At 59.2% G+C, this 14,482-nt stretch carries 12 protein-coding genes and 1 pseudogene; 3 read left to right on the forward strand and 10 right to left on the reverse strand.

Annotation, left to right across the window (positions count from 1 at the left end):
- Positions 1-21 precede the first annotated feature (21 nt).
- The 10 genes and pseudogenes from ACFMPD_RS16725 to ACFMPD_RS16770 all read right to left on the reverse strand — a co-directional run bounded on the left by ACFMPD_RS16725 (position 22) and on the right by ACFMPD_RS16770 (position 13,216).
- On the reverse strand, positions 22-765 hold the full coding sequence (locus ACFMPD_RS16725; RefSeq protein ID WP_380996929.1) for a bacteriophage abortive infection AbiH family protein: 744 nt from the start codon (positions 763-765) through the stop codon (positions 22-24).
- 41 nt (positions 766-806) lie between these two features.
- Positions 807-1,124, reverse strand: coding sequence for a type II toxin-antitoxin system RelE/ParE family toxin (locus tag ACFMPD_RS16730; protein WP_380996932.1), 318 nt, complete (start codon positions 1,122-1,124; stop codon positions 807-809).
- A gap of 6 nt (positions 1,125-1,130) precedes the next feature.
- Positions 1,131-1,406, reverse strand: coding sequence for a hypothetical protein (locus tag ACFMPD_RS16735; RefSeq protein WP_380996935.1), 276 nt, complete (start codon positions 1,404-1,406; stop codon positions 1,131-1,133).
- 444 nt (positions 1,407-1,850) lie between these two features.
- A pseudogene (locus ACFMPD_RS16740) lies at positions 1,851-2,066 on the reverse strand (zincin-like metallopeptidase domain-containing protein); the annotation flags it as partial.
- Positions 2,067-2,318: 252 nt separating this feature from the next.
- Positions 2,319-5,618 (reverse strand): CHAT domain-containing protein, encoded by a 3,300-nt coding sequence (locus ACFMPD_RS16745; RefSeq protein ID WP_380996938.1) that lies wholly within the window; start codon positions 5,616-5,618, stop codon positions 2,319-2,321.
- A gap of 11 nt (positions 5,619-5,629) precedes the next feature.
- Entirely contained in the window at positions 5,630-6,220 is a 591-nt protein-coding gene (locus tag ACFMPD_RS16750; protein WP_380996941.1) for a DUF4760 domain-containing protein, read from the reverse strand.
- Positions 6,221-6,986: 766 nt separating this feature from the next.
- A complete protein-coding gene (locus ACFMPD_RS16755) occupies positions 6,987-9,167 on the reverse strand; it encodes an integrase (RefSeq protein WP_380996943.1) in 2,181 nt (726 codons plus the stop codon).
- Positions 9,164-10,969, reverse strand: a complete 1,806-nt coding sequence (locus ACFMPD_RS16760; protein WP_380996945.1) for a hypothetical protein — start codon at positions 10,967-10,969, stop codon at positions 9,164-9,166. Before ACFMPD_RS16760 ends, ACFMPD_RS16755 begins: the two co-directional genes overlap by 4 nt.
- Positions 10,966-12,351 carry a tyrosine-type recombinase/integrase gene (locus tag ACFMPD_RS16765; RefSeq protein WP_380996948.1) on the reverse strand — a complete coding sequence of 462 codons (1,386 nt, stop codon included), beginning with the start codon at positions 12,349-12,351 and terminating at the stop codon, positions 10,966-10,968. The genes ACFMPD_RS16760 and ACFMPD_RS16765 overlap by 4 nt, the downstream gene beginning before the upstream one ends.
- A gap of 160 nt (positions 12,352-12,511) precedes the next feature.
- The gene (locus ACFMPD_RS16770; protein WP_380996951.1) at positions 12,512-13,216 is read right to left on the reverse strand and encodes an ArdC family protein; all 705 of its coding nucleotides are present in this window, start codon (positions 13,214-13,216) and stop codon (positions 12,512-12,514) included.
- Between the two features lie 442 nt (positions 13,217-13,658).
- On the opposite strand from ACFMPD_RS16770, the gene ACFMPD_RS16775 reads away from it, so the two are divergent.
- From ACFMPD_RS16775 to ACFMPD_RS16785, 3 genes are all read left to right on the forward strand, one after another.
- The gene (locus ACFMPD_RS16775) at positions 13,659-13,949 is read left to right on the forward strand and encodes a DUF5131 family protein (RefSeq protein WP_380996958.1); all 291 of its coding nucleotides are present in this window, start codon (positions 13,659-13,661) and stop codon (positions 13,947-13,949) included.
- Positions 13,939-14,277 (forward strand): hypothetical protein, encoded by a 339-nt coding sequence (locus ACFMPD_RS16780; RefSeq protein ID WP_380996953.1) that lies wholly within the window; start codon positions 13,939-13,941, stop codon positions 14,275-14,277. Before ACFMPD_RS16775 ends, ACFMPD_RS16780 begins: the two co-directional genes overlap by 11 nt.
- Positions 14,278-14,288: 11 nt before the next feature.
- The coding region (locus tag ACFMPD_RS16785) for a hypothetical protein (RefSeq protein WP_380996955.1) at positions 14,289-14,482 on the forward strand (194 nt) is incomplete at its 3' end.

Raw genomic sequence — 14,482 nt, forward strand, 5'->3', positions numbered from 1 at the left:
AACCGATTTGTGCAACAAGGCCTACGCGGCATCAACATCGGCCAAGGAATGCCCCAAGACCCAGATTTCTCTCACATTCTGCAAACCGGTAAAAAACGACTTGTTTAGGGCGATGATAGAGCCTGCCGGTTTGAATGTATCCGCGAAGTATTGATCGATCAGATGGTAGCCACCAGCAACGCGCGTATCCGTGTCCTCGTCAACATATCGTGACAAAGACTCGTCTGCGTCTCGTTCCCAGCCGTGACCTAGAACGAGTTTCGAATTCGGTTCGCTTGCCCTGCCATGGATGTGCAGCACGTTCTGGTCGGGCACATTGTAGGCTTGTTGAAGCGTAGGTGTGTAGTTGAAATTCAGAAAATGCGCCTCCGGCGATACGCAGGCAATTTTCGGGGAGAATTTCGCATTGGGGATCGGGAGTGATCTGACCCAGTCTGCGAACCGGTCGCGCATGTCACAAGAGAGGCCACCTGCCACTTGCTGGATTTCATATTCGTAGTTGTGGTGATCGGCGTCGCTCCAGTCGTCAACACCATACGAGACCAAAAAGTTCGCGGCGTGATCGAGAATTTTATCAGAGTCGAATGTGGCAAGGCGTTCTTCAAGACAATACCAAAAGTCTTCGTCAACAAAGAGGTATTCATTGATCAACTGGAAGGTGGCGGGGTCGTTCTGTTCGACGTAGCGACCAAAATCTCCGTAGCCTGATGGAATGCCGTGATGAAGATCAAAGCCATTGCCGATGATGAACAGCTTTTCTGTCATATCAGCGATGCTCCTGAATGCTTTCTATGGCCCACAGATTTCTACTCGATGTCTTTGGGGAATCGTCCCGCGATGTTCATCCGATGGGCATATAGCGCTTCGAGCACGATTGTCTCGTCACCTTCCAACCGGAAGAACAATGAAACCGGAAAGTTTTTCACACCCCATTTGCGAAACTCATTGCCTTCAAGGCGAGTATAGACCGCGCATGCCAGCGGTTTGGCGGCGATGAATGCGATGCTGTCTTCGATCTGATCGACAAATTTCAGGGCGACGGGAGAACCCGCGCGCTCGCGATAGCTGCTCGTGATGTCGAGAAGTTGGCGTTTGAAGAGCGCGCTACGGATGATCCTTGGCATAAAAACCTATTCAGACGCCGCTTTACGTGCGTCGGCCAGATCGTTGCCGGTCCAGTCGGTGTAGTCGTTTTCGCGCAAAGATTGGGCGAGCATGGTAGTGATATCGCTGCGCTCATGTTCTTGCGCCTTTTCCATGTGGCGACGTACCAGATCGCGAATGAACTCGCTTGGGGTTTCATAGAGCGCACCTTTGCCGGTGATTTCACCGACATAGAGCGCCAGCGGATCTGGAAGCGTCGTATTCAGGCGCTTGACCATCTTGTTTTCTTGCATGCTGTCCATAGGCATGGCTCCTTTCGCTGACACCTCATTGTCTCATATTTGTGCGTCATGCGTCAACTCAACGTGCGCTTAGCGCGCACATCTGCGCGTTTCGGCGGATTCCCTCTGTTTTCCATCCGAACCCCAACCATCCAGTGGCCTTTGATGAGCCGAGGATAATGCGGGACGGGCTGAAAGGCCCTGAACGGTTCGGGGCCTCCTGACAAACAGGAGGATACGATGAAACTTGTCACACGATTTGAAGCGGCGACGCGCAGCACAGCAGAGTTGCACGGGCTTCACGCACAAGCCTTGCGGGCATTTGCATCGGCGGCACGCGGATCGGTAACTCGCTGCAACGCCCTAGCTTCGATGGAGGCCATTGAGGCCGAGCTGGCTGCACGACCCAACGGTCTGTCCTAGACCGTATGCGGCCAAGCCATTCGGGCTTGGCCGCGAATTTTCCTATGCCACAGATCGCGCCGGTTGATCTTCAGTCAAAGGCTGCAAACCATGCAGGAAATCCGCCGCGCGTTGCGCGTGGGAGGCGGCGCTGAAGATCGCGCGCTTGTCCTCCTTTAGGACCTTCAACCAGCTCTGGATATAGGCGGCATGATCGGTGCCTGGCTCGGGCGTCAGCTCCAGATCGGCACATACGAAAGCCGCACCAAGTTCAGCAATTTATCCTGACAGTCAAGCTCGAAATATTCCTTGTATGTGACCGCAGGCATTCGTGCGAGCTGCGGCTAAGGCCCGGAACGGGCCTATCCCAACCGATGCCGCGGGGCGCAAGAATGGCGGCTTCTGGGTCCTTGAACCATTGATCCGCTTGGTTTGCCGCGCGCTACATGTTTCACGCACAGCACTGACGAAAGGTGATAACGAGCAACGTTTTATTCGCTGACAGACAAGCAGATGGCGCGGTTCCGGAGACTAGCGACCCTCCTGCAGCGGGTCTACCCCCACGATCTGGAACGACGCCCAAACCGACGGATTTGCTCCGCCTTTGATGCTTTCGTCCCGAAGGGTGATTTCCATCGCCTCGCGGAGCGACCGGACACGGCCCTTTGCGGGGTCATCTAGGTTGATACTCACCACATTCGTCGTGAGGTGTGCCGCCACAGCGTCCCTAACCGGCCAATGCGACACTAGAAGCGATCGTGCACCTGCAAACATGAACGACCGCGCAAGACCCGATAATCCCTCCGCTCCATTCGTGGTGCCCGCCGCAGTATTGCACGCAGACAGGATAACCCAGTCGGCGTTCAGTTTTAAGGTTGCCGCTTCTGAGGCGGTGAGCAGCCCATCGTCAATCCGCACGCCCTCGATCACACCTGCACCGACCGAAACGCCCGGCTCGTCGCCGAAGAACTCCGGATCGATAAGGCGCGGCTGACCCTCCGGCGGGGTCAGGGCCAGAGCAGGCTCAGTCAGCCCCTCAAACTCGCCGGCGATCAGCGCGTGTGTCGCAAGTAGCACGACCCCAGCCTGCGCCAGAACCCCCGCATCGGAGAGAGCCGCAAGACGCTGCTCATTCGCCTCCCGCCCACGAAGAACGTCGTCCGCGCCGGCGCCAAGGGCGGTGCCCATCAATTCAAGCTCCAGAAGCGAATACGGCAATTGAGAAAGTCGACGGACCTCCTCGATACTCGCGGTCGCCCCATCAAAGTAGGCGGTAGCCGGTCGCAACGGCCCCGATGCGTTCGCGGCGCCGGCAAAGAGCGGATCGGCCAGCCCAAAAAAGCGCGGGTGGTTCGCTACGTCGCCGTCGCGGCCCGACCGGCCGCGATTGCGCAGAGTTGCGACGGAAGGGACTACCGCGATGGCCCGCTCGATCCCCAGCCACGCGGTCTCCCGTAGCGCCTTCGGGTCGCCGTCATCGCCTATCGGTCGGGTGGTCACCAAGGCTGCGAACGGCAGGCTCAGAAACATTCCCTGAGGTGCCAAGATCCAGTCTGGCCTCGATTCCAAGAACCCGGCGATGCCGGGATCTCCGAACAGCCGCAGATAGATCTCGTGCGCCATGTCGCGATCGAAGGGGGTGCTAGGACGGGCCGTCCGGTCGGGACGATCTAGCATAGTCCGGAATTGCGCAATGCGCTCCTGCATCTCGGACTCGGTTAGGTCGATTTTAGCCCATTCGATGCCTTCGCGGCTTATCGCCCAAACATAGCCCGGCTTTCGGCCCTGCGGTGGCATCAACAGCACAAGCGCCTCGGTCTCGGAGATGAGCGGCGACGCGGCACCAATTATCTCGGTAACTGAGACAGGCGCTGGAGCGATCAGGTCGAAAAACTGCGGGAAGTCGGTCGCAATCTGCGATCGGAACTCCATGATTCGCGCGTTGAGCCGCGCCCGCCGCTCACTGAGGACGGCGACAGCGATGCTTCCATTCGCGATTCCCGCCGCAGCCTTGGCCGAGACGCGTGCCAGCAGGGCTTCGAACACCCGTTGGTCGCGCAGTGCGCTTTCGTACTCGCCAATAATGCGCGAAAGGCCGGCATCCGACGCAGCCAGGCGGGCCGTCGCAGTGGATATGGCCTGACCCGAGGCCGTTTCCCTCAGTTGAGCCGCGCGAAACGCCTCGTCGCGCAGCCTGCCGTGATCGGCCGCATCCACCTCGCGCGCGGGTGTCCAAGCAATATCGGCTAAGTGACGCGCGATTTCATGTGCCTGACGATCACGCTGTCGCCGCTCATTGGCGCTAAGGGTGAAAGTGTCGATCTGGTTGGTTTCAAAAACCTCTACTGCTTCAGCGACGTGGCGCGCAGCCTTCTCAATTTCGCCACTTCTGCGCAACGCCTCAGCGGAAACCAACAGGCCCTTGAGTGCCTCAGGCGGAAGCGGCCCTTCGCTTCGCTCCAACGCGCGCAGGAGCTTTGGCACGTCACCCAGAAACGTGTCCTTGTCATCGCTCGCCAGCAGTGCGCGACGAGCACTGAATATTGCATCCGCAGAAGACTCGATGTCGGGGATGGTGGCGAAGAAATTTTCGAAGTGCAGCGTCGCAGCTTCAGCCGGTCGGCCAGTTTCTTCTAGCAATTCCGCAAGATGCGCGCGCACCTCAACTTCGCCGCGGGATTGGGCCAAAAAATTGCCGAAATCGCCTCGTGTGTCGTTGTATAGATTCAGCGCCTCTCTGTAGTTGCGCTCGGCCGCGGTGACCAGGCCAACAGCGACGTGGACTTGCCCCATCATCCCGAGGCGCCGGGCATGATCGCTCCCCGCTTGATGCCCACCATCGCGGCTCAGCGCGAGGAGGCCGGTGAGCACGCGCTCCGCCTCGCCGTAGCGGCCGTGATGGACGAGCGACGCGGCAAGGGCGTCCAGAAGCGCAAGCGTGCGCGCGTCGTGCGGCCCGTACCGCGTCTGCCAGTCGGTAAGGTTCTCGCCCACCAGCCGCTCCGCCTCCGTGGTCCGGCGTGCGAACCGTAGCGCATCGAGCATCATGAGCGTAAGGCGGGGGTATTCGGGGTGATCCTTACCAAACGCCTCGACGATCAGTCCCATGCGTCCGCGCGCTTCCACGATCACATCGGCAAAGCGCTCATTCGTCATCGCAACCTCTAGAAGATCATCCTGCGCCGATCCGCTGTTCGCCACGGTCTCCGCCGCCGCAAAGCTCGCCGCCGCCGCCTTGCTATCGCCCGTTTTGAGTTGGAGATAGCCAAGCGCCCGGTGCGCGGCGAAATGCTCTGCTGGACCGACCGAAATAGCGAGGTTAATCCCGATGCCTTGCCGCATTTCTCGCACAATATCTGTCGGAGCGGGGTCAAGGACTTCGTGAAACAACTCTACCGCATCTTCGATCTCCCCGGCTTCCGACATCGCGTGCGCGGTCGGAAGTGCCACCCTCTGCCAGCGCGGATCCCTGTGCCCCAGAAGAGTATCATGTTCGTTTAGGTCGAAGACCTTCAGCGCGTAGCGGCCCAGCCTGGCCGCCGCCTCTGCGCATCCGACACTCCGCAGCGAGTTGATGCGAAAGGTTAGACCAGTGACCATCAACAGCGCGTCTCGCTCAATCCCTTCCGCGAGGGGTGAGTCAGCATCCGCAAGCGCCTCATCGAAGCCCCGTGCACAATAATCGGGCGTGAGGCCGACGTCGGCTGGACGGTCGGGCAAGATGATGCCCGGGGACCCGGGCGGTGCCGGGTCCGGCGCTATGTCACGACCTTCTTGCGCGAATGTGTTAGAGCACAGCCCCAGAGCAAGGGCGAAGACCGCGAAATGCATCCTGCCCATCTCTATGGCCCGCCACTGCTGGTTTGCCGCCTCTCCGCCGCAAGGTTCACGAAACGCTCAACGCCGCCCGCGAAGTCCGGTACAACCTCTCTCTGCTCCTTCAGGTAGACGTCGAAATTCTGCCAGAAGACGGTTGCATACTCTCCGAAATAGCTGACTGCGGTGTTTCGGTCGCACAGATCGTTGTCTACGCAAATCGCTAGCGCTTCAAAGAACGACGCGATCTCGATAATGTCACTCCTAAGGCCGGGGTTCTCCTCCGTGCCATGAACTAGCTTCGCAATGAAATCGCGCCGCAGGTCTTGCCTGCGATCCTCTGGTAGCGAGCTTGACAGGATCTCAAACTGTTCGATTTGCCCTGTGTTCCGCCAAAGCGTTTCGCTCACGCTCTTACCTGCTCCACCCGGCGCGCTCTCGGCGTCGCGAAATTCGGAAACGTATCTGAGCGTCTTCTCGATACGGGCATCCTCGCGCGCCTGGAGATACTGGACGATCGCGAACACGGCCGCAAAGATTGCGCCCACCTTGACCAAAAGGTCCAGCCAAACGGCCAACCTCTTCGGCCAGAATGGTGGCGGTGTGTCGTCAGTCATCGCCTTCCTGTGGGGCTGGCTGACAGCTCCGCAAATCCAGCGAGATCGGATAGCGCGTCGTCACGCTGATGTTAGGTGCTAGTTCTCGCCGGATGCATTCCAATTGGATATGCGAAAGAACAAAATAAGGCGGCGGCTTTTGCTGTGCGCTACCGTCGGCCGCCCCGTCTGAAGCAAGGGGGATCATGGGTAGGGCGCGACCCGCATATCCGCTCCTTACGGTGTCGGAAGCATCGTCTTGTCCATCGGTGCCGCAGTCGAGGATGACCAGCAACGGGTCCNGCCCCGTCTGAAGCAAGGGGGATCATGGGTAGGGCGCGACCCGCATATCCGCTCCTTACGGTGTCGGAAGCATCGTCTTGTCCATCGGTGCCGCAGTCGAGGATGACCAGCAACGGGTCCGTTCGCTCTGCCTGACCGACCAATTCATCTAATCTCGACAATAGGCAGGCTGCCGCACCCTCGTTCAATTCCAGGCTGTCGGGACAAGAAATGCAGGCGCTTGCAGCGCTGGATAAGGCTCCAACGATGGTAATCGTAAACGGCAATGCCACGTACCAAGGTCTCATTCGCGAACTTGCCTATTCGGAAGGTGAATACCTCCTAATTGTACGTCAACTCGCCTTCGCTGTAAAACTTGGCTAATCGGGAGGCTGAGCGCGGCTCTATTGAAGCGCAGCAAGGGAAGCAGCCGTTCATGTGATGCGCAGCGAAAGCTCACTTTTCCGCACTGCGTGAGTTCGTGACCGGCCAGGCGAACCGCCGGTTAGCCAACGTACATGAAAGCTCTCATTGCCCCCGAAAACTCCTTGATCACATCGCGAATACGCTCCCGTTCTGCCTTTAACGCGGATCGCTGTGCGCCCGATAATCGCTTCTCTTTCAGAAGTAGCTTGGCGTCAGCCTCCGCCCTCTTCCAAGCCGGAAGATGCCGGGCTCGGATACAGGCGTTGGGACACTTTGTCGGCTGGCAGAGCGCAGTTTGCGGCTTGCTCTGGTCGGTGGCCACCTTGAGACAAAGGGCCATCGTGGGATCAAAGAAACAATCTGCCAAAACGCCGATGTGAAACGTGCGGGCAAGATCGCCCAGCATCGTCCGCAGCCGTCCCCGATCGGCGATACGCGCGGGAAGCGAGTCAAGTTCGTTGACTGTTTCCTCGAACGAGATCGTCAGACGGGCCGCCGCCGGGCCACCGAACGTGTCACCGACCCGGTGTGCGTCGAAATATTCCAGGATGTCATCCAGTTGGCCGTACCGATGCTCTTGATCGACCAGTCGCATAAATCCGGACGGGCTCGATCCCGCATATCCTTCGAAGGCGGCGACCGAGGCGTGCTTGTACTGGATCATGCCTGCGATCGTGCCAAAGGGCCGGTTGGCGATGTGCCACGCGAGAGTGCGGCGAAACTGGCGGGTGGTGATCTTGAACACCTTGTCCTTGTGCGTCGTAGGGATCGACTCGGCCGGATCGTTACTCGCCAATTCGGCATTGATATGGTCTCGGAAAGCGTTGAGGGAGCGCACGATCTCCGTCGACAGATGGGTCTTGCCCGCAGCCTTCACGTCGAGAACCGGCCAGAGCGTGTCGATGCCGTGCGCGACGCAGGCGTCCTTCGAGAGCCGTTCGAGGACACTGATCACCTCGGCGACTGGCTCTATCGTGATCCAATCTGCCGGAACCCCCGCCGCGCGCTTCCATTTGTACGCCGTCGAGCGCACCCGGTATCGCTTGATTAGCCCGTCCTCGCTGCGCTTGATGTCCAGACAGCCGGGGCGCATCGCCTGGACTTCGCAATCGCGCATGCCGGTCAGGTAGGCGCAGAGGATGTATCCCGCTGCCTGCAACATACGCTCTTCGCGCTTCACCGCCAGATGATCGAAGCCCGAACGCCACGGCCGTTCGGTATCCGGGTCGCAAGAGACGGGCGTGTCGAAACCGCCCCGTTCGACCCCGTGTTCAGCCATGTGGCGTTCGACCATCTGCCTCGCAGATTTCCGCATCCTGAGATGGCTTCCGGGGCTCATCCGCACATCAACACCCGCAACAAGATTCAGCAGATGCCAGTTGATCGGTGGGCTGTCCGCACTGTCGCGCGTCGCTCCGTTCGTCGGCTGCGCCCAGATCGGCACCCCGCGGCCTTCCTGCGCTCTTGCTGCGAGCCAGCGCTCAATCCGGGCGTAGCGCAAAGCAAGTGCGTCTTTCCGAGGGCGATCCCGATCCGTCTTTACAAGACGCTCAGCACGGTCCGCTATTGCAGACAACTCGGCACGCGCAGCGAAGATGTCGCCCGCGAATACCTGCACGTATTTGAACGCCCAGTTCAATAGAGGCATCAGGATCGGCTCTGGAATACGGGCCGTCCGGTTCTCCTGCGATCTCGAAGAATACCCCACGATGGACGCAGAACTCCGCCCTGGCCAGGGCTCGAATTGCAGACCGCCGCCGGGAAGGTGCATACGATAATGATGCAGATGCCAGATCGGCTTGAGCAGCAGGGCGTTGACCGCCGGTTGCCGTGCCTTCGAGGTCATGACGGATTTTGCGTATCGATCCAGCAAAGCCTGATCGACTCCGGCAAGATCGACCGCGCCCACTTCATCATGAACAAACTCGAAGAATGGCCGTATGTGATTGAAAGCCTGCCGGATACTCGCGGGTGGCAGGGGAGGTGCCCAGCCTGGAATGCGGATGTTAAGGCGTGCATGGAGATATGCCCGCATAGCTGCAGCCATCGCCGGGTCTGGCAGCGTGTCGAACCTGACGGTGCAATGGCATCGCCGCGCATTCTCCCGGAACACCGCCGGGCTCAGATCCCAGTGCTCGTCATCGTATCGCGACAGCGCCCGCCGGTCGTATCCGGCACGTAGCGGCGCGTACGTCAGGACCGGCCAGTCGGATCGATTCTCGCCGCCGGGTTCAGGACATGGCGCCTGCACCTCAATCATTGCGTGGCCTCGGGCGGTAGATATGTCGGCGGCGGATCGGCTGCGAGTGAAGTCCGTGCCGCCGCGATCACCTCCTTCGGGAACGACGGCAGCAGCTGCCGCGTGATCCGCGCGTGGACATGGCCGAACTTTGCGGCCCAATCTTCCGCGCCAAGCGCAGCCCTCTGGGCAATGATGAAGTCCAGAAACCCCAGGATGGCGGGCAGCTTTCGTTCCGAGATGACTGCGTTGCGACAATCGAGACAGCCCCAGAAAGGATGGCTGCATGGCGCACCGGGACTGGAGAACGGGCTGTCATAGAAACCCGAACAGCTCGCAAGCCAGACATCCTGAATGTCTGCCGACGCGACGTGATCGTCCCCTTGCGGCGAGATGCAATGCCGCGTGCCCGTGTGAGGATCGTCAACGGCTGGAACCGGGTCGGCCGTCCCCGCCGTAGCCGGACGTATAGCGTCCTCCAAGGCATCGACGACGGTTGCCTCGTGAAGCGGACGCAAAGACGGAATATCAGCATAGTGTCGGGCGGCGATATCGACCGAATGTCCGACCGCGAAGCGCGCCATGTGGCCGCCGGTCTTGAAATACCAGAGCGCCTTGTGCGTCTTGCGCAGCCGCGAGAGCAGCAGTGCAAGCGGACGCCCATCGTCATCGACGATGCCGTGGCGCGCTATCCAGTGGCTCAGCGTCAATTTGGGATGCCGAACGACCGAACGGAAACCGCAGGCATGGTAGAACACGAAGAGCGCATCGGACTGCTCGAACTGTCGCGCGGTTTGGGTCATCTCCACGATGGCGCGGATCAGACCACCGGGTGTCGTCGGTCCACCGTCCCGCACGCGCATCGTCTTCTGCACCAGCCCGTGTGCGCGACGCTTGGTGTAGCTAAGGGTGACAGTGCCAGCCAACGCATTGCTGAGGCAGTCGGTCTTGAGAGCCTTGACGCACTCGATCTCAAGGCCGGTATCGAGACTGAGCAATGTCAGCAATGGCGGAAGGTCGTGAACCGTCAGATAGAACCGCGCATAGATACCGTCGAGAAGCGATGACGTTGGCAGACCGCGTGAATAGAGCGCGCGGTAGAGGGCAGAGGTCGCCCTGTCATTGCGCGGAAGAAAACCGCGTCTGACAACGGCTTCATGCAAGGCAACGGCCCTCTGCCGGATGACCGGATCGGCATGCGCAACCAGCGTTTCCGGCGGGCGCCCATCTATCCGCCGCATCATCGTGGCGACGTCCGCACGGGCCGCATCGCGCAATTGCCGTGCGACATAGGGACTGTAGGCATCGCGGGGACGGGGCCGCTCGAAGGGCCGTGCGCTCGTATATCGCAGTCGGTCGCGTAGGTTTTGCAACACCCGGTCGGGTTGGTTTGCGTCAATCTCGCGGAAAACGACCACGATCTTCGACAGGATCGTGAACGCATGGACCCGGCTCTTGCCTTCGGCATCCAGCCAATCCTCGAACCCGTCGATATGCGTGGCTTCGATTTGGTGACTCGTTCTCAGACTGCACGCTTCCGACGCCAGGAAGGCGAAGAAAATGCGGACCGCGTTGGCGTAGGCCATGATGGTCGAACGCGCACCAAGCGGACCGCCGATCTCGCCCAATCTGCGAATGGCCTGGGCGGTGTCGATCGCCAACGGTCGAGGCCGCAGGTCGGTGAAATCGAGTTGGGCGGTCCCGCCCGATCGGGCCACGATACTGAACCGCAGCCCGGTCACCGAGCTGGGGTCGTGCGCGTCGACGGTACCGTCGACGGCTGAGAAGGCGGCAACGCGGCCCTTGCGCGGTCTGGCGGTCATAGAACGTCACCATCGCTCACAAGTGCAAGAAGCCTTTCCACGGCGGTATCCACCGTATCCGCCTGCGCCGCGATCTGGTCGAGATAGACATAGGTCGTCGTGATGCTCGCATGACCGAGCAGCCGCTGCACTTGTTGCAGCGGATCGCTCAAAAGCTGGCGGTAGGCCTCCATGCCGCTGACGTCATGTACGGTATGACCGATCTGTTGTTCGATCAGCATGGCCAGCATATGGACGGCGAACGTATGCCGGAGCTGATGGGGCGACAGGCGGATATCGAGGCCCATATCGCTACAGCGCCGGCTTGCGCGCAGAAAGATTGCCTCCCAGGAATTGAACCGGACCGGCAGCCCGATCTCTGACAGCCACAGCGCGGCCGGCGCGTAAGGCACGCCCGCCTTGCAAAGAACAAGCCGCTGACGTTCTTCCGGATCGAACCGGTCGATACGGGCGCTGGAACCGTCTGGCAACGTGAGCATCGTCGGATTGCCTTCGGATCGCTCGACGAAAATCGGTCGTGTGGTCCTGGTCCAAACCGATCGCGCCTTGAACTTGGCAATGGCACTGGCGCGCTCGATCTCGATGTAATCCTGAAGCCGCGCGATGATGCGGCGCGGGATCAGGATCGTCCGGCCACGATTGCCTTTGGAAACCGGTGGCGGCAAAGCGAATCTGATTTGTCGTGGAGACCCTTCGCCAATGTCCTCGGCATCGACTTCGCAGGCCAAAAGGGATCCCGCCTCTTCGAGCCGTAGCCCAGTCGAGACAAGCAGATCGGCAAATAGCGCATTCCGCGTACCATTGCGGTCCCGCGCACCGGGCCGCTCGTGTCCCCTTCGCATCAGGCCCCGGAGACCAAGCCTGTTGAACAGCCGATAGGTCTCCAGTGAAGCAAAATGAGGATGGGAAGACGCGGCGGATGGCTCATAGGCCATGTTGCGTTCTGTTTGGGCCGAGCGGCGTCCAGCAATCCCACGCTTCCAGACTTGCCGGTGCCGAAATGGACTGGCAGCAATCAATTCCCGATCCACGCCCCACCGATAGAGCTTGTCAAGCGATGCGACGGAACGGTTCCAGGTCGACGCGGAAATGCGATGAGAAGCACCCCTGCGTCGTCTTGTGCCGTGAAAGGCGACGACATCATCATGTGACACGGACCAAACCGAAGTCGTGCGAGCCTGTTCCAGAAACCGAAGCCAGACAACAATGTCGTAACCGACGGCACGCAGCGAGTGCCGAGACCGCGTGCCGTTCAACGGAAGTTCCAGGAAAAACCGGTCGAGGTGGGGATCATAAATTGCTCCATCGGCAAGGATTGTCGGAATGTCCCGATCAAGACCATCTACGTTGCGGGTCTCCTGAAGCCTAATCTCACGTTCCACACCACCGCCCGCCCAAGTAGCCCATGCCTATGCACTTCATCCGACGGGGGTGTTCAGGCCAGCCACCGCCAGCTTCATGGGGAGCGCGGCGTCTGGCCTGAACACCCCCTGCGTTGCGCAAATGGCCTTGGGTCCAGAAGCAAACAGATGGTGCAGACTGTCAAGATAATGCGACCAGTTCCTCGCGGGCATAGCCTTCATCACCCCATTTCTTGCGTCCGAATTCTCGGTCAAGGCGGCTCTTGTGCTTCGTCCAGTGAGTCAGTTCATGGGCGAGTGTGGCATAGTAGCGCTCGGGATTACGAAACGCTTCGAAATGTGGCATCTGCACATGATCGCTCCTGCCGCTGTAGTATGCGCGGTTTCCGCCGTGGCGAATATCTGCGTCCGTGTTTTCGAAAAAATCTTCGGCGTGATCGATACGGGTTGCGGGATCAATGATCGGCTCGGGCTTCGCGTAGTAATGCTCGGCCAAGCCTTCGATCTGCTCGACGTTGAACACGCTGTATCCTTTCATGAAGGGGATTTTCCGCTCTTCCTCTGATCCGTCGTCCTGCTCTTCGCATCTAGTGATTGTGTTGGCGTATACCACCAGATTGCCGCGCTCGCCCTTCTTCACATGCGCGCCAAGTTCCTTGGCTTGCTTGAAGGTCATCCAGAAAGGCGAGAGATAACCCGCCTCAACAGCGGCTCCCCAAAGCATTAGGATATTGATGCCATTGTAGGGCACGCCGTTGTGCCGCAACGGCTTGGTGATTTTGCCTTCAAGGTTTCCGCTGCTCCATGGCTTGAGCCATGTCAGTTCGCCTTGCTCCAGATCGGCAATGATCTTGTTGGTCACTTTTTGATAAACATCTTGTTTCATTTGCCTTCCCCTTTCTCGGATAGTCGGTTGCGCATGCAACCGGACTAGGCCCGCGCCAATGAGCGGGGGGACGACCGTCCAGACCGAAAGACATGGAAGTGGTGCGGGCGCAGGCGAAGCCGAGCCACGGTTCTGTGGCTTTCGCCCGAAGCCATAGCGAAGAGCTTGGTCTTGACGGGGGATGGGGCTGCCAAGCCCCCAAACAAAGAAGAAATGTCAGCCGTTCACGGCTGGCTATAGATGCGCAAGGGATGGAAGCCCATGGCCGAGACTACAGGCTCGGTTCACGACAGCCCGACCCGCAGGGTTGCGTGAGAGAAAAATCTTGAAATTCTGGTAGCTTCGGCAAGCTTGCTACGGAACCTGAGCGGTGAACAAACCAAAAACACCGGTTCCTTAAACCCGTCCCATGAGCTATCATGTTTCAAAAACTGAGGCGAGCATGGCACAAAAATCAGAGATCGAGTGGACTGATGCGACGTGGAATCCGGTTACGGGTTGCACCAAAATCGGCCCTGGATGTGATCATTGCTATGCAGAGTGGTTTGCAGAGCGGTGGCGCGGAATTCTTCACACCATTCATGTTGTGGTCGCGCACCGACAACAGATGGATGATGCTGGCGCATCTTTCACGTCATCAGGCCGCACGCGACAAGATGCTCGGCGTCCATTGGGATACGCAAAACAGCTTCAGGCATGTTGGGCGCGGAAGCTTATTTTCGTTGGGCTTTGATACAAGGCTAATCGAATCTAAGGATGCGCTCTTCAGTTTTGCAGACCAGGATCGCGCGCGTTTGGAGGCAGAACTTCTTGCTGAGCTTCCCAAGGAAATTCATGCTTGCATAGACGATGAAGCGGTGTCCATTCAGGCGCTTCTTGAGAAGATTGGAAATCGTGCGGCAGCCACAAACCAAGACCTGTTTGGCGTCATTTCCGAGCTTGCCCGAGCAAAGGAATTCGAAGTCTTTTCATCAAAGGGTACATTGAAACGGGCGGGCACACGCATTCAAGCTTCGGATCGACTAATTCTTCCAGCACAAAAGACACTCTTCAGATTCTAGAGGGCGGCCTCATGTCACGGATTGATCCAGAAAATTTCTCCCCAAGCACATATGGCGACGCAACCGTTTGCGATGTTTGCTTTGATGATGTGGAACTTGCCGAGCGCATCCGCTCCTACGAAACGGCAGGTGAATGCAGCTATTGCGAGGAGGAACGTGAATTTGTCGCGCCGTTTCATGACTGTCAATCGGCATTGAACTTTGA

The organism is Sedimentitalea sediminis (genome assembly GCF_042687825.1).
Classification (GTDB): Bacteria; Pseudomonadota; Alphaproteobacteria; order Rhodobacterales; family Rhodobacteraceae; genus Sedimentitalea.